At 41.8% G+C, this 22,485-nt stretch carries 19 protein-coding genes and 4 tRNA genes; 22 read left to right on the top strand and 1 reads right to left on the bottom strand.

Annotation, left to right across the window (positions count from 1 at the left end):
* Nucleotides 1–101: 101 nt before the first annotated feature.
* The 16 genes from ACIQCO_RS26595 to ACIQCO_RS26520 all read left to right on the top strand — a co-directional run bounded on the left by ACIQCO_RS26595 (nucleotide 102) and on the right by ACIQCO_RS26520 (nucleotide 13,099).
* Nucleotides 102–965 (top strand): mechanosensitive ion channel family protein, encoded by an 864-nt coding sequence (locus ACIQCO_RS26595; RefSeq protein ID WP_400435006.1) that lies wholly within the window; start codon nucleotides 102–104, stop codon nucleotides 963–965.
* 26 nt (nucleotides 966–991) lie between these two features.
* Nucleotides 992–1,192: a DUF951 domain-containing protein gene (locus tag ACIQCO_RS26590; protein ID WP_400435004.1), complete on the top strand. Its 201-nt coding sequence runs from the start codon at nucleotides 992–994 to the stop codon at nucleotides 1,190–1,192.
* Between the two features lie 42 nt (nucleotides 1,193–1,234).
* The gene (locus ACIQCO_RS26585) at nucleotides 1,235–3,232 is read left to right on the top strand and encodes a molybdopterin-dependent oxidoreductase (protein ID WP_400435002.1); all 1,998 of its coding nucleotides are present in this window, start codon (nucleotides 1,235–1,237) and stop codon (nucleotides 3,230–3,232) included.
* A 315-nt stretch (nucleotides 3,233–3,547) separates the two neighbouring features.
* Nucleotides 3,548–4,648, top strand: coding sequence for a redox-regulated ATPase YchF (gene ychF / locus ACIQCO_RS26580; protein WP_400435000.1), 1,101 nt, complete (start codon nucleotides 3,548–3,550; stop codon nucleotides 4,646–4,648).
* Nucleotides 4,649–4,848: 200 nt separating this feature from the next.
* Nucleotides 4,849–5,136, top strand: a complete 288-nt coding sequence (gene rpsF / locus ACIQCO_RS26575) for a 30S ribosomal protein S6 (protein ID WP_024030261.1) — start codon at nucleotides 4,849–4,851, stop codon at nucleotides 5,134–5,136.
* A 75-nt stretch (nucleotides 5,137–5,211) separates the two neighbouring features.
* Nucleotides 5,212–5,727 (top strand): single-stranded DNA-binding protein, encoded by a 516-nt coding sequence (ssb, locus tag ACIQCO_RS26570; RefSeq protein WP_400434998.1) that lies wholly within the window; start codon nucleotides 5,212–5,214, stop codon nucleotides 5,725–5,727.
* A gap of 54 nt (nucleotides 5,728–5,781) precedes the next feature.
* Nucleotides 5,782–6,021: a 30S ribosomal protein S18 gene (gene rpsR, locus ACIQCO_RS26565; RefSeq protein WP_024030263.1), complete on the top strand. Its 240-nt coding sequence runs from the start codon at nucleotides 5,782–5,784 to the stop codon at nucleotides 6,019–6,021.
* A 120-nt stretch (nucleotides 6,022–6,141) separates the two neighbouring features.
* Entirely contained in the window at nucleotides 6,142–7,086 is a 945-nt protein-coding gene (locus ACIQCO_RS26560; protein WP_400434995.1) for a YybS family protein, read from the top strand.
* 25 nt (nucleotides 7,087–7,111) lie between these two features.
* Nucleotides 7,112–9,085 carry a DHH family phosphoesterase gene (locus ACIQCO_RS26555; protein ID WP_400434993.1) on the top strand — a complete coding sequence of 658 codons (1,974 nt, stop codon included), beginning with the start codon at nucleotides 7,112–7,114 and terminating at the stop codon, nucleotides 9,083–9,085.
* Nucleotides 9,082–9,531, top strand: coding sequence for a 50S ribosomal protein L9 (gene rplI, locus ACIQCO_RS26550; RefSeq protein ID WP_400434991.1), 450 nt, complete (start codon nucleotides 9,082–9,084; stop codon nucleotides 9,529–9,531). Before ACIQCO_RS26555 ends, rplI begins: the two co-directional genes overlap by 4 nt.
* Before the next feature lie 146 nt (nucleotides 9,532–9,677).
* On the top strand, nucleotides 9,678–11,033 hold the full coding sequence (dnaB, locus tag ACIQCO_RS26545) for a replicative DNA helicase (RefSeq protein ID WP_400434989.1): 1,356 nt from the start codon (nucleotides 9,678–9,680) through the stop codon (nucleotides 11,031–11,033).
* Between the two features lie 190 nt (nucleotides 11,034–11,223).
* Nucleotides 11,224–12,516: an adenylosuccinate synthase gene (locus tag ACIQCO_RS26540; protein WP_400434987.1), complete on the top strand. Its 1,293-nt coding sequence runs from the start codon at nucleotides 11,224–11,226 to the stop codon at nucleotides 12,514–12,516.
* A gap of 257 nt (nucleotides 12,517–12,773) precedes the next feature.
* Nucleotides 12,774–12,849, top strand: a tRNA-Lys gene (locus tag ACIQCO_RS26535).
* A gap of 13 nt (nucleotides 12,850–12,862) precedes the next feature.
* Nucleotides 12,863–12,934, top strand: a tRNA-Glu gene (locus tag ACIQCO_RS26530).
* An 8-nt stretch (nucleotides 12,935–12,942) separates the two neighbouring features.
* Nucleotides 12,943–13,019 (top strand) — tRNA-Asp (locus ACIQCO_RS26525).
* A gap of 7 nt (nucleotides 13,020–13,026) precedes the next feature.
* Nucleotides 13,027–13,099: transfer RNA gene (locus tag ACIQCO_RS26520), tRNA-Phe, on the top strand.
* A gap of 106 nt (nucleotides 13,100–13,205) precedes the next feature.
* Here the strand turns inward: ACIQCO_RS26520 and ACIQCO_RS26515 are convergent.
* Nucleotides 13,206–14,375 (bottom strand): uracil-xanthine permease family protein, encoded by a 1,170-nt coding sequence (locus tag ACIQCO_RS26515; protein WP_400434985.1) that lies wholly within the window; start codon nucleotides 14,373–14,375, stop codon nucleotides 13,206–13,208.
* 461 nt (nucleotides 14,376–14,836) lie between these two features.
* Here ACIQCO_RS26515 and ACIQCO_RS26510 point away from each other — a divergent pair, with 461 nt between their 5' ends.
* From ACIQCO_RS26510 to ACIQCO_RS26485, 6 genes are all read left to right on the top strand, one after another.
* Nucleotides 14,837–16,285 (top strand): peptidoglycan DD-metalloendopeptidase family protein, encoded by a 1,449-nt coding sequence (locus ACIQCO_RS26510; RefSeq protein ID WP_400434983.1) that lies wholly within the window; start codon nucleotides 14,837–14,839, stop codon nucleotides 16,283–16,285.
* Nucleotides 16,286–16,500: 215 nt separating this feature from the next.
* Nucleotides 16,501–17,211: a response regulator YycF gene (gene yycF / locus ACIQCO_RS26505; protein WP_400434981.1), complete on the top strand. Its 711-nt coding sequence runs from the start codon at nucleotides 16,501–16,503 to the stop codon at nucleotides 17,209–17,211.
* Between the two features lie 8 nt (nucleotides 17,212–17,219).
* Entirely contained in the window at nucleotides 17,220–19,046 is a 1,827-nt protein-coding gene (gene walK / locus ACIQCO_RS26500; RefSeq protein WP_400434979.1) for a cell wall metabolism sensor histidine kinase WalK, read from the top strand.
* Entirely contained in the window at nucleotides 19,043–20,365 is a 1,323-nt protein-coding gene (locus tag ACIQCO_RS26495; protein WP_400434977.1) for a YycH family regulatory protein, read from the top strand. Before walK ends, ACIQCO_RS26495 begins: the two co-directional genes overlap by 4 nt.
* On the top strand, nucleotides 20,352–21,146 hold the full coding sequence (locus ACIQCO_RS26490; RefSeq protein ID WP_400434975.1) for a two-component system regulatory protein YycI: 795 nt from the start codon (nucleotides 20,352–20,354) through the stop codon (nucleotides 21,144–21,146). The genes ACIQCO_RS26495 and ACIQCO_RS26490 overlap by 14 nt, the downstream gene beginning before the upstream one ends.
* Before the next feature lie 6 nt (nucleotides 21,147–21,152).
* The gene (locus ACIQCO_RS26485; protein ID WP_400434973.1) at nucleotides 21,153–21,947 is read left to right on the top strand and encodes an MBL fold metallo-hydrolase; all 795 of its coding nucleotides are present in this window, start codon (nucleotides 21,153–21,155) and stop codon (nucleotides 21,945–21,947) included.
* Nucleotides 21,948–22,485: the final 538 nt, after the last annotated feature.

Below are 22,485 nucleotides of genomic sequence, written 5' to 3'. Positions count from 1 at the left end.
GAGTATTGGAAGAAAAAGAAAAATTCAGATGGCTATCAAGAACAGAAAAAAATTGTTAAAATAGATGTTAATTTATATGCTTGTTAAGAGGATGGTGGAAAATGGATATTAATGAAAAGAATATTCAGGAACAAGTGACTAAATTTCAAGATCAAAGCACATGGCTCACTATCGGTGAAGGCCTTCTTAAAATAATTGCGATTATCGTCATTGCAAATATCTTAATTCGAATTGGAAAAGTAGCCATTCATAATATGTTTAAAATTAGAAACCTCTCACCGCTTAATACTTCGGTAAGACGGGAAGAGACGCTTTCTAAGCTTCTCGATAACATTCTCTCGTATGTCGTTTATTTTATTGCGTTTATGATGATTCTTTCTGTATTAGGGATTGATGTAAAGGCGCTTATTGCCGGCGCCGGGGTTGTTGGTTTAGCGGTCGGATTTGGTGCCCAAAGTCTTGTGAAAGATGTAATTTCCGGCTTCTTTATTATTTTTGAAGATCAATTTTCAGTCGGTGATCAAATTCGAGTTGGAGTATTAGAAGGAAAAGTCGAAACAATTGGGCTGCGGACAACAAAAATAAAAAGCGGGACAGGCGAGGTTCATATTTTACCGAACGGAAGCATTACCCAAGTAACCAATTTTTCATTAAATAATAGCGTGGCAATGATTGATATTGCGATTTCCTCTGGAGAAGACATTGTTCGGGCGGAAAAAGTGATTGGCGAGGCTCTTCAAACAATGCCATTGAAATATGAAGAGTTAACGAAAGCACCTGAGCTGTTAGGGATTCAAACAATGGACCCAGCCGAAATCGTTTTTCGAATTGTAGCTGAAACATTGCCAATGAAGCAGTTCGGAGTAACCCGGGCGATTCGGAAAGATATCAAGCTATTATTGGACGAGAATGGCATTAAAGCTCCAGATCCAAGACTTTATATGTACAAAAATGGCTCCTCATAATCTAAGTTGAAATGGTGGTGAAAGTTATGGAAGAAAAAGAATATGCCTTAAATGATATTGTTGAAATGAAGAAACAGCACCCGTGCGGAACAAATCGCTGGAAAATCATCCGTTTAGGAATGGATATACGAATTAAATGTGAAGGCTGCGCCCATAGCGTCTTGATTCCAAGAAGGGAGTTTTCGCGCAAGATGAAGAAAATCTTGGTCAAGCATGAGGGTGAATAATAAGTAGAAATAGAACGATTGCGTTAAGAGGGGGAAACGATTTTGGCTGAGGTACGAAAGGCGGCCTGTCCGTTAAATTGCTGGGATAGCTGCGGCTTTCATGTAACAGTAGAAAATAATCGAGTGACAAAAGTGGACGGTGATCCCTCCCATCCAATTACCAAGGGGAAAATCTGCGGCCGGGGCCGGATGCTTGAAACTAGAACCAACTCGCCTGCGCGGGTGCTGCATCCCTTAAAAAAGGTAAACGGGAAATTTGTGCCAATCTCCTGGGAGCAGGCGCTCGATGAAATAGCTGCTCAATTAACAGATATTAAAGAAAAATATCGGACCACTGCCGTCCTCCACAGTCATGATTATGCCAATAACGGGATCTTGAAAAATCTAGATCAGCGCTTTTTTAATTGCTATGGCGGTGTAACCGAGCTTTACGGCTCGCTTTGCTGGGGGGCTGGGATTGAAGCGCAGAAGTGGGATTTTGGCAATGCTTGGAGCCATGAACCTGATGATATTTTCAATAGCAAAAATATCGTCATTTGGGGAAGAAATGTGGCCCGGACTAATATGCATTTTTATGAAAAGCTTTTGGAAGCTAAGCAGCATGGTGCCAAACTTTACGTCATTGACCCGCTTTATAATGCGACAGCCAAAATCGCTGATGAATATATTACGATTAAACCTGGTATGGACGGATTATTGGCGGCTGGAATTATCAAGGAAATGCTGAGACTAGGCTTAGAGGACCGCGTTTTTATTGATCAATTTACCCACGGGTTTGCTGATGTAGTGCGGCTGGTTGATAGCATTTCCTTAGAAAAAATTAGTGAAATGACGGAAGTCGCCTGTGAGGTTATGACAAAATTAGCCCGTGTTTATGGAGAGAAGCCGGCGGCAACCTATATGGGCTTAGGACTGCAGCGCTATAAAAACGGTGGTAATACCATCCGCTTAATTGATGCCCTAGCTGCCATCAGCGGGAATATTGGCATTGCCGGCGGCGGGGCTAATTATGCAAATCTCCAGGTTGGGCAAAGCTTTACGTTTGAGGAATTAACACTTCCGGAGCGCCGGCAAAACCATAGGCGATTCTCCATCATGAAGCAAGCGGAAGAAGTGCTTGCCGCACATGACCCAGCAATAAAGATGATTATCGTGAGCTGCGGCAATCCATTGACACAGGTGCCTGATACCCATGTGGTCGAACGGGCCTTTGCTTCTGCTCCGACGCTTGTCGTGATGGAACAATTTATGACCGATACAGCCATGCTTGCGGACTATGTGCTGCCGACGACAACTGCCTTTGAAGAAGAAGATCTCTACTATTCATCGATGTATCATCACTATTTAAACTACGGTCCGAAACTTGTTTCAGCCCCTGGTGAGGCACAGCCAGATTTATGGATTTGGACACAGCTGGCAAAGCGGCTTGGCTTTGGTGAGGATTTTGATTTTTCAAGAGATGAATGGTTTCAGATGGTACTTAAACCGTTAGCGGATAAGGGTTTGACGCTTGAAAAATTAAAGTCGCAGCATACAATGGAACTTCCAGTTGAAAAAATCCCATGGCATGACCATCAATTTCAAACGCCAACCGGTAAGTACGAATTTACTGCCCAGAAAGAAGGTCATCAAGGGCAGTTAACTTTAGCCGTCCCGGATGAATCGAAATGGGAAAATCCCGAGCTTGCAGTGAAATATCCGTATCATTTGCTCACGATTCATCCGCTGCGCTCAAATCACTCGCAGAACTATCACCTGTTGGCATCAAAGCCAAAACTAAAAGTGGAGATTGCCGCAAATATTGCCGAAGGTTTGGGCCTGGAAAATGGTGATTTCGTCAAGGTTTGGAATGACCGCGGTGAAATAAAAGGGTTTATTTCGATTTTAGCTCGTGCCCACCCGGACACGATTAATATCGATGAAGGTATTTGGAAAGAGTTTGGAGGGCCTGTCAATCAGCTGACTTCAAGTGGTGAATCCGATAATGGTCTCGGAAGCACGTTATACGATTGTCTTGTAAATCTAGAAAAGGTTCAATAACTGTCGCCAATACGGCGGCAGTTGTTTTTTTCCTAACAAATGCCTATAATTGTGGAAGGCATTTTAAATTTCTGAACTTTATTTTTTTGGCTGTGTTAAAGCACATTGTTGATTTTGAGTACAATGTTGATTGGAGTGGAAGGCGCGAGACTCCTGCGGGAGCAGCGGGACAGGTGAGACCCCGCAGGCGCTTTAGCGCCGAGGAGGCTCACCGCCCGCCCCGCGGAAAGCGAAGCGCCTGGAACGGAAATCAACATCCCCCTTTAACACAACCATTTATTTAAATAGATCAATTTTATTGAGGAGTGAACGTGAATGGCTTTAACAGCTGGTATCGTAGGGTTACCGAACGTTGGTAAGTCTACTCTTTTTAATGCAATAACACAGGCAGGGGCAGAATCAGCGAATTACCCTTTCTGTACGATTGACCCGAATGTCGGAATTGTTGAGGTTCCTGACCACCGCCTGCAAAAATTAACGGAACTTGTGCAGCCGAAGAAAACCGTGCCAACGGCTTTTGAATTTACCGATATTGCCGGGATTGTTAAAGGTGCAAGTAAAGGAGAAGGACTTGGAAATAAGTTCCTTTCTCATATTCGTCAAGTGGATGCCATTTGCCAGGTAGTTCGCTGCTTTGCCGATGAAAACATCACCCATGTATCAGGGAAAGTTGACCCAATCGATGATATTGAAACGATTAATCTTGAATTAATCCTTGCTGACATGGAATCCGTCGAAAAGCGAATTGGCCGTGTTGAAAAATTGGCCAAGCAAAAAGACAAGGATGCGGCAGCAGAATTTGAAGTCCTTGCGATGCTGCGTGATGCCTTTGAAGCTGAAAAGCCTGCACGTACGGTTGATTTTACCGAAGAGCAAATGAAATTGGTAAAAGGACTGCATCTTTTGACGATCAAACCTGTCCTCTATGTGGCAAACGTTAGCGAGGATGATGTAGCAGATCCATCAGGAAATGAATATGTTCAAAAGGTTCGTGAATTCGCCGATGCTGATAATGCTGAGGTTATCGTCATCTGTGCCAAAATTGAAGAAGAAATTGCTGAGCTTGAAGGCGAAGAAAAGCAGATGTTCCTTGAAGAACTTGGCATTGAGGAATCCGGTCTTGACCAATTAATCCGTGCTGCCTACCATTTGCTCGGTTTAGCTACCTACTTTACAGCAGGTGTACAAGAGGTTCGGGCTTGGACATTTAGAAAAGGCATGAAAGCACCGCAATGTGCCGGCGTTATCCATTCAGACTTCGAACGCGGCTTCATTCGCGCAGAAACAGTTTCTTATGATGACTTACTTGCAGCTGGCAGCCACAATGCTGCAAAAGAAGCAGGAAAAGTACGCTTAGAAGGAAAAGAATACGAAGTAAAAGACGGCGATGTCATCCATTTCCGTTTTAACGTATAAAAGAATTTTTAAAAGGGTCAGCTCCCCTTAGTCTATCAATGGCAGTGGGGGCTGATCCTTTATGTAATGAGAGGAAAAAATCACATTCCTGTGAACAATATTGCATTACTTATATTTGTGTGCTATAATTTCAAATTGTGAGTAATGAATAATTGCTCCTTGCCCATTCGGGCCGTTTAGACCAAAAGGAGGTGACTGTGATGAATAAGTACGAAATCATGTACATCATCCGCCCAAATATTGAAGATGAAGCGAAAAAGGCTCTTGTTGAGCGTTTTAACACAATTCTTCTTGACAATGGTGCGGAAACTGCTGAAACAAAGGATTGGGGTAAGCGCCGTCTAGCATACGAAATCAACGATTTCCGCGACGGATACTACCAAATCGCTAAAACAACATCTTCAGCTGCTGCAGTACAAGAGTTTTCTCGTCTTGCAAAAATCAGCGAAGATATCATTCGCCATTTAGTTATTAAAGAAGAAGCTTAATATTAATATAAAAAATTTTTCTGGTGCAGAATGTTTCACATGAAACATCCACCGAAAGAAAAGGAGTTGATTCTGATGATAAACCGTGTCGTGCTTGTTGGCCGTTTAACAAAAGACCCTGAATTGAAATTCACTCCAAACGGCATTGCAGTTGCTACCTTTACTCTTGCAGTAAATCGTCAATTTTCAAATCAGCAAGGTGAACGTGAAGCAGACTTCCTTAACATTGTTGTGTGGCGTAAGGCTGCTGAAAATGTTGCAAACTTCCTGAAGAAGGGCAGCTTAGCAGGTGTAGACGGCAGAATTCAAGTTCGTACTTACGAGCAAGATGGAAGACGTCAATATTTTACTGAGATTGTAGCGGATAGCGTTCAATTTCTTGAACCTAAGGGCTCTTCTGGCGGAGGCGGTGGAAGAAGCAACGATTATTACGGAGCTCCTCCAATGGAACCACAAGGTAATCCATATGGCAGCAGCAATCAGAATCAACGCCAGAATCAGAACCAAAATAAAGGTTTTACCAAAATGGATGAAGATCCATTCGCAGGAAATGGTCAAATCGACATCTCTGATGACGATCTGCCATTTTAAACAAACCTTTTTGAACGCGTTTATATAAAAATATATCAAAAGGAGGGAATTTTCATGGCAGGAGGACGTAAAGGCGGACGCGCGAAGCGCCGTAAAGTGTGCTATTTCACAGCAAATGGCATCTCTCGCATCGATTATAAAGATGTGGATTTACTTAAAAAATTCATCTCTGAGCGTGGAAAGATTTTACCACGTCGTGTAACTGGTACAAGCGCTAAATATCAACGCAAACTAACAGTTGCTATCAAACGTGCACGTCAAATGGCATTATTACCATTCGTTGCAGGTGAGTAATTTAAGTGAAAGGCAGCAGGGGCGCACGCCCTTGCTGCCTTTTTTAATTTCCTTAGCTTGAAAGCTTACGCGTAACTAGCTAATATAAGGAGATAGGGTTAGAAAATTAGAGGTGAAGAAGTGAAAAATGTTCGTAAATTAACAGAAGGTGCTATTCTTTTAGCGGTATTTACCGTTCTATTATTAATCACCATATACATACCGCCTGTTGGAGCCTTTTTAAACTTGGTCTTACCGTTGCCGTTCATGTTGTTTTCGGCAAAAAACCAGCCGAAAAATATATTGGCCTTCTTTCTAGCAGCGATATTCCTTTCCTTTCTTGCCGGTTCGTTCTTGGGACTTGGACTTATGCTTCTTTATGGGACAATCGGAGTCGTCATCGGGTTTATGATTCAAAAAAATAAGAGCCGGACATCGATATTAATTTTAAATTCGCTGATCTTTATGGCAGGCCTGGTCATTTATTATGTAATTTCTGTCGCCTTTTTGAAGTTAAATATCATTCATGAGCTGACTGCAGCATTAAATGACGCCGTCAATAATTCTCAAGATATCCTTAAAGCCCTTGGACAAGAAGATCAAATTGAACAGATAAAAAAGCAAAATGCAGACCTGCTTAAAATGCTTGAAACGCTGGTCCCCTACTTTTTGATTATGATGTCAATTACGTCTGTGTTTATTATCCAGTGGGTCAGCTTCCCAATATTAAAGCGGTTTGGTGTGAGTGTTCAGCCGTGGGGCAGTTTTCGCAATCTTACCCTGCCAAGAAGTCTTTTATGGTACTATTTAATTGCTTTGGGAGTGAATATACTGGCCCATCCCCAAGAGGGAACCTACCTATATACGGTCGTCACTAATGCGACTTATATATTGAATATGTTTTTGCTAATTCAAGGTCTTGCGTTTATCTTTTTTATTTTTTATCAAAAGTCCGTTTCCAAGGGTTTTAACGCTCTTGTGGTAATTCTTGCTTTCATGATTCCAATTGTTCATTATATAATATTAATGTTGGGAATTATGGATTTAGGATTCGATTATCGAAAGCGTTTTAAGAAGAAAGAGTAAGACTTGTGACTAGGAGCTGAAAACTTTGCCTGCATTTTTAGAAAAGCGGTCAATTCGTTACCCCTTTTATGGGTTAATAGGCGTGACAGTGGTCGTGCTCATTGTCCTATTTTTATATAATTGGATCATAAGTGTGGCCGGGCTGTTATTAATGTTTATCCCTATCTACTATATGTTTGTCATCGACCGTCGCCAGAGGGTGGAAATGGAGGAGTATATCTCGACACTTTCTTACCGGGTAAAAAGAGTGGGCGAAGAAGCGCTTCTGGGGATGCCTATCGGAATTATGCTTATTAATGATGAGTATTATATTGAATGGGCAAATCCGTTTCTATCCTCTTGTTTTGATGAGGACACGCTTGTCGGAAGGTCGCTTTATGACGTAGCAGACACTTTGGTACCGTTAATTAAGCAGGAAGTAGAAACGGAAATCATCACGCTGCATGACCGGAAATTCCGTGTCATCCATAAACGTGAAGAACGGCTGTTATACTTTTTTGATGTAACCGAACAAAAAGAGATTGAGAAAATGTATCATGAAGAACGGACCGTTATTGCGACAATCTTTTTAGATAATTATGATGACTTAACCCAGGGAATGGACGACCAGATGCGCGGCAGTATCAATAATTTAGTTACGTCCATCCTAAATAAATGGGCAACTGATAATGGTATTTTCTTAAAAAGGATTTCCTCGGAACGCTTTATGGCTGTTTTTAGCGAAGGTATTCTTCATATGCTGGAAAAAGGAAAATTTGCCATCCTCGATGAGGTGCGGGAAATGACCTCAAAGCAGAATGTCTCGTTTACCTTGAGTATTGGGGTTGGAACCGGGGTCGCATCCTTACCTGAATTAGGTGTCCTGGCGCAATCAAGTCTCGATTTGGCCTTAGGTAGAGGCGGAGATCAAGTAGCGATTAAACTGCCAAATGGGAAAGTGAAGTTCTTTGGCGGCAAAACAAACCCAATTGAAAAACGGACAAGAGTCAGAGCAAGGGTCATCTCCCACGCCTTGAAGGATTTAATTACTGCCAGTGATAAAGTGATTATTATGGGGCATAAAAATCCTGATATGGATTCGATTGGCTCAAGCATTGGCATTTATAAAGTAGCGCAAATGAATCAGAAGGAAGCCTATATCGTTGTTAATACGCAGGAAATGGACAATGGTGTCACGAGACTGATGAATGAAATCCGCCATCAAGAGCAATTGTTTTCTCACTTTATCAGCCCTGAAGAGGCGCTTGAAATTGCCACGGATAAGACGCTGCTTGTTGTTGTTGATACCCATAAACCTTCTCTCGTTATGGAAGAACGGCTGTTAAACAAAATTGATCATGTTGTGGTGATTGATCATCATCGCCGCGGTGAAGATTTTATTGAGGGCCCATTGCTCGTTTATATGGAGCCATATGCCTCTTCTACATCGGAGTTAGTAACAGAGTTTTTGGAATATCAGCCGAAACGAGCTAAAATTGAAATGATTGAAGCGACGGCGCTGTTAGCAGGAATCATCGTTGATACAAAAAGCTTTTCATTACGAACTGGCGCAAGAACATTTGATGCTGCCTCCTACCTGCGGGCACACGGTGCTGATACCGTTCTCGTGCAAAAGTTTTTGAAAGAGGACGTCGATACATATATCAAAAGGTCGAAGTTAATAGAATCAGTTACCTTTTACCGTGAAGGGGTTGCGATTGCCAAAGGAACTGAAGATGAGCTTAATGATCAAGTGATTATTGCCCAAGCGGCCGATACTTTGTTAACGATGGACGGTGTCCTTGCTTCCTTTGTGATTTCAAAACGGAGCGAAGGAGTCATTGGTATTAGTGCGAGGTCCCTCGGAAACATCAATGTTCAAGTGATTATGGAAAGCCTAAAGGGCGGCGGTCACTTAACAAATGCGGCCACCCAGCTGACAGGGCTGTCAATTGACGAAACGGAAGCACAATTAAAAACAGCGATTGATGATTATTTTGAAGGAGTGAAAAAGGAATGAAAGTTATTTTTCTCAAGGATGTTAAAGGAAAAGGAAAAAAAGGCGAAGTTAAAAATGTCGCTGACGGCTATGCGCAAAACTTCTTAATTAAGCAAGGATTAGCGGTAGAAGCAAATAATGCCAGCATTAGTTCATTAGATGCACAAAAGAAGAAGCAGGAAAGAGCTGCTGCTGAAGAGCTCGCTGAAGCGAAAAAGCTGAAAGAAACATTGGATCAAATTACGGTGGAGTTATTGGCCAAAGCAGGAGAGGGCGGCAGACTATTCGGTTCGATTACCACGAAACAAATTGCCGAAGAGCTGCAAAAGAAACATGGGATTAAAATTGATAAGCGGAAAATGGAATTAACAGATGCCATCCGCACCCTTGGCCATACGAAGGTTCCAGTGAAGCTTCATCATGAAGTAGTTGCAACCCTTACTGTTGCAGTGAAGGAAATAAAATAAGATAAAAATTTGCCAGTTCAATTTTAGGATAAACATGATAGAATAGAAAAGTAAGCAACGGGATGTGATCGGTATTGACTGGTCACTTTTTTCTTTATAAGATTGATATTTATAAATCATCCTCTCATATAGGAGGTTTTGAATAGATGAGTGATTTATATGCGGATCGCATGCCGCCGCAAAACATTGAAGCGGAACAAGCCGTTTTAGGGGCGATTTTTTTAGAGCCATCTGCCTTAACATTAGCTTCAGAAATATTAATTCCTGAGGATTTCTACCGTGCCTCCCATCAAAAAATCTTTAATGTTATGTTGAAGCTAAACGATGACGGTAAAGCGGTAGACTTAATTACGGTTACAGAAGAATTGGCAGCAGCCAAGCTTATTGAGGATACAGGCGGGGTTAGTTATTTAAACGAGCTGTCGGGTTCGGTTCCAACAGCCGCAAATATAGAGTATTATGCTAGAATCGTAGAAGAAAAGTCTTTATTAAGAAGGTTGATTCGGACGGCAACGGGAATTGCCACTGATGGATATTCGCGTGAGGATGAAGTCGAAGCGCTTTTGAGCGAAGCGGAGAAAAGTATCCTTGAGGTTGCGCAAAGAAAGAATGCCGGTGCCTTCCACAATATTAAAGATGTCCTTGTTAGGACGTATGACAATATTGAGGAGATGCACAACCGCGTTGGCGAAATAACAGGACTTGAGACCGGATTTGTTGAACTTGACCGGATGACAGCAGGCTTCCAGCGCAATGACTTAATCATTGTTGGTGCCCGTCCTTCCGTTGGTAAAACAGCATTTGCCTTAAATGTTGCGCAAAATGTTGCCAAAAAAACGGGTGAAAATATTGCCATCTTTAGTCTTGAGATGGGTGCTGAGCAGCTTGTCATGCGTCTCTTGTGCGCTGAAGGGAATATCGATGCGCAAAGGCTTCGTACCGGATCGCTGACAGAGGATGACTGGGGAAAGCTGACGATGGCGATGGGAAGCTTGTCAAACACGGGAATCTTTATTGATGATACCCCCGGCGTTCGCGTCGGTGATATTCGCTCTAAATGCCGCCGCTTAAAGCAAGAGCATGGCTTAGGGATGATTTTAATTGACTATTTGCAGCTTATTTTAGGGAGCGGCCGTTCTGGTGAAAACCGTCAGCAGGAAGTATCGGAAATTTCCCGCTCGCTTAAGCAATTGGCTCGTGAGCTGCAAGTCCCTGTAATTGCCCTTTCCCAGCTTTCCCGTGGTGTCGAGCAGCGTCAGGATAAACGCCCGATGATGTCTGATATTCGTGAATCAGGAAGTATTGAGCAGGATGCCGATATCGTTGCCTTCTTATATCGTGACGATTACTATGATAAAGAATCAGAGAATAAGAATATTATTGAAATTATCATTGCTAAGCAGCGTAACGGTCCAACTGGTACTGTTTCACTAGCCTTTGTGAAGGAATATAATAAATTCGTCAACATTGAGACTCGTTATGAATCTCCTCCAGGAGCATAAAGTCGATATGAAAAGTCAGCCTAATACTATGGCTGGCTTTTTTTATTTTTATAGATTGCTATATATACGAACATATTTAGTATTTTTATATAAAATGTTCGTGTTTTATTGATTTTTAAGTGGGAAGTTGTTAAACTATGGTGGTGTTAATAAATAAAAACGGGAAACAAAAATTTCGGAGGTGCGTTAAATGTCATCAGTAGTGGTTGTTGGTACGCAGTGGGGAGACGAGGGCAAGGGAAAGATTACTGACTTTTTGTCTGAAAATGCAGAGGTAATTGCGCGTTATCAAGGTGGAAACAATGCAGGCCACACCATCAAATTTAACGGAGAAACCTACAAATTACACTTAATTCCGTCGGGGATTTTTAATAAAGAAAAAATAAGCGTAATCGGTAATGGAATGGTTGTTGATCCCAAAGCGCTGGTTACGGAATTGGCCTATTTACATGAAAAGGGCGTTACAACTGAGAATCTTCGGATAAGTAATCGTGCCCATGTGATCCTTCCTTATCATTTAAAATTGGATGAAGTGGAAGAAGAAAGTAAGGGCGCTAATAAGATTGGTACGACGAAAAAGGGAATTGGCCCTGCCTATATGGACAAGGCCGCCCGCGTCGGAATCCGGATTGCTGATTTGCTTGAGCGTGATGTGTTTGAGGAAAAGCTGGAGCGGAACCTTGCTGAGAAAAACCGCTTATTTGAACGGATTTATGAGACTGCCGGCTTTAAGAAAGAAGAAATCTTAGATGAATATTTTGAGTATGGGCAGCAGATTAAGCAATATGTCTGTGATACATCAGTCGTGTTAAATGATGCCCTAGATGAAGGTAAGCGGGTCCTCTTTGAAGGTGCTCAGGGTGTTATGTTAGATATTGACCAAGGTACGTACCCGTTTGTTACATCGTCTAACCCGGTTGCTGGAGGAGTGACGATTGGTTCAGGTGTTGGACCATCTAAAATCACCCATGCCGTTGGCGTTTGTAAGGCCTACACTTCCCGTGTCGGGGACGGACCGTTCCCTACTGAGCTGCATGATGAAACGGGAAATCGCATCCGTGAGGTTGGGCGTGAATACGGTACTACAACAGGACGTCCGCGCCGTGTCGGCTGGTTTGATAGCGTCGTCGTTCGTCATGCCCGCCGTGTCAGCGGGTTAACGGATCTTTCCCTTAATTCGATTGACGTCTTAACTGGTATTGAAACGTTGAAAATATGTACGGCCTATCGCTATAGAGGCGAACTCATTACAGAGTATCCGGCGAGCTTAAAGGTATTGGCGGAGTGTGAACCTGTTTATGAAGAACTTCCAGGCTGGACGGAGGATGTTACAGGCGTTAAATCATTAGATGAATTGCCTGCCAATGCCCGCCATTATATTGAGCGTGTCACCCAGCTTACAGGAGTTCCGCTGACAACCTTCTCTGTCGGCCCAGATCGAAACCAAACAAACGTCGTCCGCAGCCCTTGGAGACAGATCTAAATCAATTTTAAAGGAGCCCTCATTTTGGGGGCTTTCATTTATTTTAAAAATTTTTTAAAAAAAGTATTGCCTTAAATCTATTATCCATGCTATTATAAAAAGCGTCGTCACAATACGACATAAAGCGAGCCATTAGCTCAGTTGGTAGAGCAGATTGCGGACTTCTTGAATAGGCTTCCGCGGGCAATCTGCGAGAAATTCCGCAAGGGATTTTGAGCATCCGGCAGAAATCGAAGTTTAGGTAACAATTTGTGTACGAGCCATTAGCTCAGTTGGTAGAGCATCTGACTTTTAATCAGAGGGTCGAAGGTTCGAGTCCTTCATGGCTCACCATTTTTAAAAATATGGCCCCTTGGTCAAGTGGTTAAGACACCTCCCTTTCACGGAGGTAACACGGGTTCGAATCCCGTAGGGGTCATTGGTTTTGGTCTGGTAGTTCAGTTGGTTAGAATGCCTGCCTGTCACGCAGGAGGTCGCGGGTTCGAGTCCCGTCCAGACCGCCACTAAAGTGGCTCAGTAGCTCAGTCGGTAGAGCAAAGGACTGAAAATCCTTGTGTCGGCGGTTCGATTCCGTCCTGAGCCATAAAAAAAGAAGCATTCAATAAACATAAAATGGCTTAGTTCACTTGAACTAAGCCATTTTTTATATTTGATTTGCAAACTTTACTTGAAATTATGTTTATTTCATTTTACCGTTCGTTCTTTGTCGTAAAATCGGGTACGAGCCAATAGATGAGCAATCCGGCAATGGTAGCATAGGCGATACCATTATGGGCATAGCCAACCCCGATAATGAAGATGATCGCGACGATGACCAAATTTTTCATATTCGCCAGACTCACTTTTTCCTCAATGAGATGACGGATCCCCATTGCAGCAATCATACCAAACAACAGGATACATATGCCGCCCATCACTGCAACTGGAATGGATTGAATAACAGCTCCAACTTTAGCGAACAAGCCAAGAAGAATGGCAATAACAGCAGCGCCTTGAATAATCCGACTGGAAAACTGGCGTGTGATGGCTAGAACTCCGAGGTTTTCCGCGTAAGTTGTTTGTGCAGGTCCGCCGATGAAGCCCGAGATTAATGTTGCAATGCCATTCCCCCATAGGATGCTTGAAAATCCAGGATTCTTTGTCACATCTTTTCCTGTAATCTCATTTAGCACAAACATATGTCCAAGGTCTTCGATGATGGTAACCAGTGCTATCGGCGCCATTCCGAGGATCACGACCCACGTGAATTCCGGCATGACAACATGCGGAAGAGCAAAGGTCGGTGCAGTGGCAATGGTATGAAATTCAACAAACCCACGCACCGCAGCATATGCATACCCTACTGCAAGACCGATGATGAGTGGAAAGAGGCGGATCACCTTTGTGCCCGCAAGCGTTGCGATGACCGCTGCCAGAAGGCTGACGATTGCGACATCCCAATGGGTTGAAGCCATGCTGGTCACCGCCGTGGTTGCTAGCGAAAGACCAATAATACTTACAACAGGTCCGACGACAACTGCAGGAATTACTTTGCGGACTTTTTCAAAACCGACAAAGGAAATGATCATAGATACAATGGCATAAACAATGGAAACGCTTATAAGACCTGCAACGGCTTGACCAGGTGAATGTAACTCCCCCACATACAACGCAAGCGGAGCAATAAAGGCAAAAGATGAACCTAGATACGTAGGAACCTTTCCGCGTGTAATTAGATGGAAAACCAATGTTCCTAAACCACTGGCAATAAGTGCACTTCCTGGATCAAGCCCAGTTAGTGCCGGCACCAAAATTGTTGCACCAAACATCGCAAACAAATGCTGGAATGATAATGGTATTGCGCTTAAAAATTTTTTCAATCGTTTTCCCCCCTTTAATAGTTCCTTCATATATCATATATTTTTACTATTTATTTTTAGAATAAATTTAAAAAGTATTTTCTATATATTTCGATTTTAAATCAATGGGTATTGTTACAAAAATGAAACAAACCTCCCTTTATTTTACAAATAATCCCCGAAGTTTGTCCTATTTTGTATAATAAGAATCTATTACTCTCGAACTAGTAAAACCCTTGATATAATAGGAATTCCTCCCCGTTTTTTTAAAAAAACCAAACAAAAACTACGAAAATATGACTAGCATATTTCAAAAACAGTAGGAAAATGTCAGTAATTATACAGTTTTGTTACATTATAGAGACTATTAAACTTTTCAAATAAAATTATGATAAGGTAAAGAAGGTCTAAAATTCTGGATAATTCCTTACTTGTCAACAACTCAAGATTAAGAGGTTTTTACCGTGGTTTAGGAGGAAAGAATGTTATTCTCGAATAAAGTTTCGAAGTCAAAAAGGTTTTTATTTTTAAAAACAGCCGTTATTACAACCATGGCTGCATCCGTTATTGCCTTTAGTAACGGTCCAGTTGCATTTGCCACATCACCAAAGTTAACAACCATATATCACGTCTATCTTAATGGTACATACATTGGAAATGTCACGGATAAAGATATCATCGATAAACTCGTTACAGATAAAGTAGACACAGCAAAGAAATCCTTTAAGGACGTCAATATAAAAATAGGTCCTCAGGTTCAATACATCCCTGAGCAGGTTTTCCGTTCAGCAGAAAATAATCAGGAAGCCGTCCAAAATATACAAAACTCTTTTCAAATCCAGGCTGAGGCATCTGCTATCGTCATCGACGGTATACCAGTTGTTTACTTGGATCATAAAGAAACAGCCGAACAAGTAATACAGAATCTCAAGCTGCAATATGTCACTGAGGATCAACTAACAGAACTTGAAACAAGAAAGGCATCTGCGGAAAAGGCATTGCCGCCATTGCAAGAAAATGTGACTCGTCTTTTAGACGTCCATCTATCGAAAAAAGTTTCAGTTGAAACTGTAAATGTAGCCCCTGACAAAATTATGTCGGCTGCGGACGCTGTTACTTTTTTACAAAAGGGCACATTAGAAGAAAAGAAATATACCATCCAAGAGGGGGATGTCCTCGAAACGATTGCCGAGGATTATGATTTGAAGTTAGCTGATATCCTGGCATTAAACCCAGGCCTAACTGAGGAAGCACTTTTGAAGATTGGTCAGGAAATCAATATAACGGCCCTAAAACCGTATATTGAAGTAATCGTTGATAAAGAATTAAATCAAAAGGAAGAAATTCCTTTTGCCAATCAAGTAGTTGAGGATTCTTCGATGCCGAAGGGCGATACAAAGGAAAAACAAAAGGGTCAAAACGGATCGCGCTCGGTAACTTATGCAATTACAGAACAAAACGGTGTAACCGTTAAGAAGGATAAGTCTAGCGAACAAATCCTGCAGCAGGCAGTAGATCATATTGTCATCAAGGGAACAAAAGCGATTCCTTCTCGTGGTGAAGGCAGCTTTGCCTGGCCGACTGTTGGCGGTTATGTTTCCAGTCAAATGGGCTATCGCTGGGGCAAGATGCACAAAGGAATTGATATTGCCGGCCCAAGCAATAGAGCGATCAAGGCTGCTGATAATGGCGTCGTTGTCTCTGCTGGATGGGGCGGCGGCTATGGAAATAAAGTGGTCATCGACCATCAAAACGGCTTCCGCACTTTATATGGCCATATGTCATCGCTTAATGTAAAAGCCGGCCAAACGGTTTCAAAAGGCACGCAAATTGGAATAATGGGCTCTACAGGCGATTCTACCGGTGTCCATTTGCATTTTGAAGTGTATAAAAACGGCAGCTTGGTAAACCCGCTTTCCTATTTAAAGTAATTACGAATCAAAAGTCTCTAGTTGGAACTAGAGGCTTTTCCTTTTAATTGCATTTGGAATCACTAGTATCTAAAGGTAAAAAATGTTATTCCATTCCTGCCAAATGCTACTTATAGGTGAATTAAAGCTAATAAAATGGTAAAGTAAGATAGTATAGTTATGTCTTTTAGCAGCTATTGATTGTATAGATTATTTTACTAAAAAGGAGAAATTGTATGGAGAAGAAGATTCTTGTTGTTGATGATGAAAAACCGATTGCAGATATTTTGCAATTTAATTTAAAAAAAGAAGGTTACGTTGTCTATTGTGCTTATGATGGCAACGAAGCGCTGCAATTAGTAGAAGAGATTCAGCCTGACCTTATTCTCTTAGACATAATGCTTCCACAAAAGGACGGGATGGAAGTCTGCCGGGAAATCCGCAAGAAATATGAAATGCCGATTATTATGCTGACGGCAAAGGATTCTGAAATTGACAAAGTCTTAGGTCTTGAACTGGGTGCCGATGATTATGTAACCAAGCCATTTAGTACAAGGGAACTCATAGCCCGAGTTAAAGCCAATTTACGCCGGCACCAACAGATTCTGGCTCAGCCAGATGCTGAGAATGAAACGAATGAAATTGAAATCGGTTCGCTAGTGATTCATCCTGATGCCTATGTCGTTTCAAAACGCGGTGAAACGATTGAACTGACACACCGGGAGTTTGAACTGCTCTACTATTTGGCCAAGCATATCGGCCAAGTAATGACACGAGAGCACCTCTTACAAACGGTATGGGGTTACGATTATTACGGCGATGTCAGGACAGTGGATGTAACCGTTAGACGCCTGCGTGAAAAAATTGAGGATAGCCCTAGTCATCCAACGTGGATTGTCACTCGCCGCGGGGTTGGATATTACTTGCGGAATCCTGAACAGGAGTAATTTCTTTGATGAAAAAGGTTGGTTTCTTTCGCTCAATACATGTAAAGTTTGTTATCATCTATGTCCTCCTTATTTTAGTGGCGATGCAAATTATCGGTGTTTATTTTGTCCGCCAGCTGGAAGAAACGTTACGAGCAAATTTCCAGACATCGTTAAAGCAGCGTGTTAATTTGCTTGCCTATAATGTGCGTGAGGAAATGGAAAAGGAAAGAACACCTGAAGACCCGACACTTGAAGACGATATTAAGAAAATCCTTAGAGATTTTAATGCAGGTGATATTTCTGAAGTTCGCGTCATTGAAAGCCGGTCCCTTAAAATTCTTGGGACTTCTCAATCAAGTAATCAAGGAGTGGTCGGACAAAGGACAACAGAGCTGAGGATAAAGCAATCGATGGTGTTAGAAGAGGACCAAAGTGCAATTAAGATTGATCCGCAAACCACACATCGGATTTGGGTCCTCTCTACCCCGATTAAGTCCGGTAAAAAAGTGATTGGGTCAATCGATCTAGTCGCAAAAATTGAAAATGTCTTTGAACAAATGAAAACAATTAATGGAATCTTTGCGACCGGAACAGCGATTGCCTTATCGATTACGGCTATTCTCGGAATTTTATTGGCCCAAACCATCACAAGGCCAATATCGGATATGAAGAAGCAGGCATTAGCGATGGCAAAAGGGAACTTTTCCCGCAAGGTTAAAGTATATGGCAATGATGAAATCGGTACGCTTGCGGTCGCCTTTAACAACCTGACGAAGAAGCTTCAAGAAGCGCAGGCCATGACCGAAGGGGAACGAAGAAAACTGTCATCGGTGTTATCGTATATGACCGATGGCGTCATTGCTACCGACAGAAAAGGACGAGTTATTTTAATCAATGAGCCTGCAGCCGACATGCTGAATGTTTCACGTGAAACAGTTCTTTCCCAGCCGATTGTGTCGTTATTGAGTTTGGATGATACCAATTCCTTTGAGGATCTATTAGAGGAGAAGGATTCGTTAATCTTAGACTATAGTACAAATACAAAAAGCTATATTCTTCGCGCCAATTTTTCTGTCATTCAAAAAGAAACTGGCTTTGTTAACGGTTTGATTGCCGTGCTGCATGATATCACAGAACAGGAAAAAATTGATGCTGAACGAAGAGAGTTTGTCGCCAATGTTTCGCACGAACTAAGAACACCGTTAACAACCATGAGAAGTTATTTAGAGGCACTTGCTGACGGGGCATGGCAAGACGCGGAAATTGCGCCAAACTTTTTGGAAGTGACGCGGACAGAAACGGAACGGATGATTCGGCTTGTGAATGACCTCCTGCAGCTATCGAAAATGGATAGTACGGATTACAAGCTAAATAAGGAATGGGTGAACTTTGTCAATTTCTATCATCGCATCATTGACCGCTTTGAAATGTCCAAGGAGCAGAATGTTACCTTCAATCGTAAGCTTCCTGACCATGCCATTTTTGTTGAAATTGATGAAGATAAAATGACTCAGGTCTTATACAATATAATTTCAAATGCGTTAAAGTATTCACCGGAAGGCGGACAGGTCACGTTCTCCATCAAAGAACGGGAAGATAAGATTATCGTCAGCATCGCGGACCAAGGGATGGGGATTCCAAAAGAGAATATTGCCAAAGTATTTGACCGCTTTTATCGTGTGGATAAAGCGAGAACCCGAAAATTGGGCGGTACGGGACTGGGGCTGGCGATTGCCAAGGAAATGGTCAATGTTCATGGCGGGGCTATTTGGGCGACAAGTAAAGAAGGAAAGGGAACGGTGATTTCCTTTTCATTACCGTATGAGCGTTCTGAAGAGGATGAGTGGTCATGAGATACGAAAATATTAAATCATGGATATTAACGATATTAGTCATGGTCAGCGCCCTGTTAACCTGGAATCTTTGGACATACCAGCCCAATTACGAGACCATGGAAAATAGCAAGATCGTAGAAGAGGTCACTGTAAGTGAAAAACAGGAGGTTCAAAAGATTGTTCGGCCTGACCGGATATTGTTTCATGTTAAAGGTGAGCATTACGGAACCAATAATACAGAAGAGCTTGAAAAGGTAATCAAAGAATTAAGCGGCTGGGCCTTTTACGATGTGAAAAGTGTGACCGACAAAGTCGGAAATATAGAAGAATTATCGCACGGAAGCGGTAATGCTGAAATTATTTTTCCAGGGGAAGTCCCAATTGAATTATACCGCAGTGTCTTAACTATGGAAGGAAAGAAGCTGCCATCTTTCAACTTCAATCGAATTATTATTAATGTCGAGGACTCAGAAAAGGAAGATGGGATTGTTTACTTTGTTTCAACCGAAAACCAGCAAGTCCATATAAGTCACATATCAGCGGCCAATTTAAGCGCGTTTAACCGTGATTTCTTTAAAAATGCTGTTCGGTATCCTGAATTCTTTGCCTATAAAACATCTGAGAAACATACGCTTTTCCTGCCTGAAAACGAGACGAAAATGATGACTTATAAGTATATACCTGGTAACCCTTTTTCTGAGGAATTTAAAGAGGCGCTTTTTAGTGATCCCAGCTTTGTTCAAAAAAGCACCATATCGCAAGGTGAAGAATACACAAATGGTTACAGTAAAATGACCGTGAATTATAATACCAATATGCTTTCATATGTCAATCCAACGGCAGATGATGACTTTATTGATAACTCGTACGATTTAGTCAAGCGAAGCATTGATTTTGTCAATGAGCACGGTGGATGGACGGACTCGTATCGTTTTGTGTCAAAAAGTGAATTTAGCCGGTCCGTTACCTTTCGTTTATACAGCATTGAAGGGTATCCCGTTTTTAACGATAATGGCCTTTCAGAAATCAAAGAGGTTTGGGGCCGGGATACCATTAATAAATATGTACGCCCTAATATTTCCTTGGAGCTGCCATTAACGACCGAAATGCAAAAAGTATCGCGGCCATCAGGACACGACGCATTGGAATTTTTACAAAAGCAAAAAAACTTTAAACCAGAGCTTCTCGAAGAAATGATATTAGGCTATCGGATGGAAAGGGATTCAGATCAGAATAAGCTTATTCTCTTAGAGCCTACCTGGTTCTATCGCTATGATAAAGCATGGGGGCAGATCACGATGGATGACCTGGGAGGATTACAGCATGGATTGGAGTAAAATTAAAACGATTTTTATTATAACCTTTCTGATATTGGATGTTTATCTCTTATTTCAATTTATGAAAATCCGTGATGCCAATAAATACGAGGTCGCAAATGAGGCTTCGTTTGAAGAAAAACTGAAGGCGGATGAAATTCAATATAACGACCTGCCCAAGGCACCAATCAAGGATCAATATTTAAGTGCAAAGCCAAAGATATTTAATAAAGGCGATCTTGCGAAATTAAAAGGTCAGTCTGCCACTATTATGGACCAAGGTTCGAAGCTTCAAGTAACACTTGAGAAGCCATTGCAGTTAAGTTCAAAGTTCGAACCGGCTGAACTATCGGGCTTTTTAAAGGATAATGTCCTTAATAGTGAGGATTATCAATTTTGGGAGAAGGATGACAAAAAAAATACCATCACCTTCTTTCAACAATATGATAATTTCACGTTTTATCAAAATATTAATGGGATGATAACTTTCACTTATAATTCAGATAATCAAATTGTTTCTTATCAACAAACCTATCTGGAGGAGATCGAAAAACTGACGGCAGAAGAAATTCTGCTTCCTTTAAAGGCAATTGAAACCCTGCATCAAAAGGGGATATTGAAACCGAAGAGTAAAATTACCAAGGTAGAGCTTGGCTATTCGACCCTTATTCAACTGGCTGCTTCTCAAGTATTAGCACCAACCTGGCGTTTTGTCGTCAATGATAAGGAAAGTTTATTTGTGAATGCGTTTGAGGGCCAGATTATTCAATTTAACAGCGATGAAAATAGTAAAGTGGAGTGAAGCAGTATGTCGTTAAGATATAGCATTCTTGCAAGCGGGAGTACGGGGAACGCCCTCTATGTCGAATCTGATGAACATTCCTTCCTAGTGGATGCCGGCTTTAGCGGCAAGCAGATGGAGTCTCTCTTCGGGCAGATTGACCGTGACCTTAGTAAGCTTTCTGGAATCTTTGTTACTCACGAACACAGTGATCACATTAAAGGGATTGGGGTGCTTGCCCGTAAGTATCATTTGCCTGTGTTTGCGAATGAAAAAACCTGGCGGGCAATGGACAATTCCGTGGGAACCATCCCAACGGAGCAAAAGTTTGTTTTCAATATGGAAACGGTAAAGAGCTTTGGTTCTGTTGATATAGAATCGTTCGGGGTATCGCATGATGCGGCGGAACCGATGTTTTACGTCTTTCATAATGAAGGGAAAAAGCTTGTGCTGATAACCGACACAGGCTATGTAAGCGACCGGATGAAGGGGACCATCTCCAATGCCGATGTTTATATTTTTGAATCCAATCATGACGTGCAAATGCTCCGGATGGGGAGATATCCTTGGAACATCAAACGGAGAATTCTCAGTGATGTCGGCCATGTGTCCAATGAAGATGCAGCAATTGCGATGAGCGATGTGGTTGGAGACAATACCAAAAGGGTCTATCTTGCCCATCTTAGCTTAGATAATAATATGAAGGATTTAGCGAAGATGGCGGTGACGCAAACCCTCGAGAGCCAGGGATTGATTGTTGGCGAACAATTCGGGCTTTACGACACCGACCCAAAAACACCAACAACTTTAACAGCGGTATAGATTTTAATGAAAAGAAGCGCCATTTACCTGGTGCTTTATTTTTTTTGCTCTGTTATTATTCATTGTTGATTTTTTCGTGTAGGTATGAGAATTCATAGGCGGAGAATTTCCGGCTAATGTATATAGAGGAAGCTAAAGAAGCAGATAAGCGGAGATATTCCGATAAACTGCTCTAAATAAGGCAAAATCCAATGATTTGGATAATATAAACGGAAAAACTCCTTTTATTTTTAAGGAAATATGGGTATTTCCCAATTTAAGCGGAATAATGCCTTTTATTTTTCAAACAAAGTGAAATCACCATTCAGGTAAAACAGAGCCATTTTTTAAAAATTTTAGCTATGTTAAAGCTTAAGGTTGATTATTGCCACAAAGTTGATTGAAGTGGAGGGCGCGAGACTCCTGCGGGAGCAGCGGGACAGGTGAGACCCCGCAGGCGCTTAAGCGAGGCCACTGAAAAAGTCCACTTTTTAAGCAGTTTAAAGGTAGATTTTATCGACCTTTAAACTGCTTTTTTGTTTTATAATAAAATTATAAA

The organism is Neobacillus sp. NPDC093127, from assembly GCF_044754175.1.
Taxonomy (GTDB): Bacteria; Bacillota; Bacilli; order Bacillales; family Cytobacillaceae; genus Neobacillus.
This window is presented reverse-complemented; position numbering and strand designations above follow the sequence as displayed.

What these genes read in the sequence shown, in the direction of transcription:
- ACIQCO_RS26510 (WP_400434983.1), top strand. Translation starts at nt 14,837, where the DNA reads ATGTTATTCTCGAATAAAGTTTCGAAGTCAAAAAGGTTTTTATTTTTA.
- yycF (WP_400434981.1), top strand. Translation starts at nt 16,501, where the DNA reads ATGGAGAAGAAGATTCTTGTTGTTGATGATGAAAAACCGATTGCAGAT.
- walK (WP_400434979.1), top strand. Translation starts at nt 17,220, where the DNA reads ATGAAAAAGGTTGGTTTCTTTCGCTCAATACATGTAAAGTTTGTTATC.
- rpsR (WP_024030263.1), top strand. Translation starts at nt 5,782, where the DNA reads ATGGCAGGAGGACGTAAAGGCGGACGCGCGAAGCGCCGTAAAGTGTGC.
- ACIQCO_RS26495 (WP_400434977.1), top strand. Translation starts at nt 19,043, where the DNA reads ATGAGATACGAAAATATTAAATCATGGATATTAACGATATTAGTCATG.
- rpsF (WP_024030261.1), top strand. Translation starts at nt 4,849, where the DNA reads ATGAATAAGTACGAAATCATGTACATCATCCGCCCAAATATTGAAGAT.
- ACIQCO_RS26490 (WP_400434975.1), top strand. Translation starts at nt 20,352, where the DNA reads ATGGATTGGAGTAAAATTAAAACGATTTTTATTATAACCTTTCTGATA.
- ACIQCO_RS26595 (WP_400435006.1), top strand. Translation starts at nt 102, where the DNA reads ATGGATATTAATGAAAAGAATATTCAGGAACAAGTGACTAAATTTCAA.
- ACIQCO_RS26590 (WP_400435004.1), top strand. Translation starts at nt 992, where the DNA reads ATGGAAGAAAAAGAATATGCCTTAAATGATATTGTTGAAATGAAGAAA.
- dnaB (WP_400434989.1), top strand. Translation starts at nt 9,678, where the DNA reads ATGAGTGATTTATATGCGGATCGCATGCCGCCGCAAAACATTGAAGCG.
- ychF (WP_400435000.1), top strand. Translation starts at nt 3,548, where the DNA reads ATGGCTTTAACAGCTGGTATCGTAGGGTTACCGAACGTTGGTAAGTCT.
- ACIQCO_RS26540 (WP_400434987.1), top strand. Translation starts at nt 11,224, where the DNA reads ATGTCATCAGTAGTGGTTGTTGGTACGCAGTGGGGAGACGAGGGCAAG.
- ssb (WP_400434998.1), top strand. Translation starts at nt 5,212, where the DNA reads ATGATAAACCGTGTCGTGCTTGTTGGCCGTTTAACAAAAGACCCTGAA.
- rplI (WP_400434991.1), top strand. Translation starts at nt 9,082, where the DNA reads ATGAAAGTTATTTTTCTCAAGGATGTTAAAGGAAAAGGAAAAAAAGGC.
- ACIQCO_RS26485 (WP_400434973.1), top strand. Translation starts at nt 21,153, where the DNA reads ATGTCGTTAAGATATAGCATTCTTGCAAGCGGGAGTACGGGGAACGCC.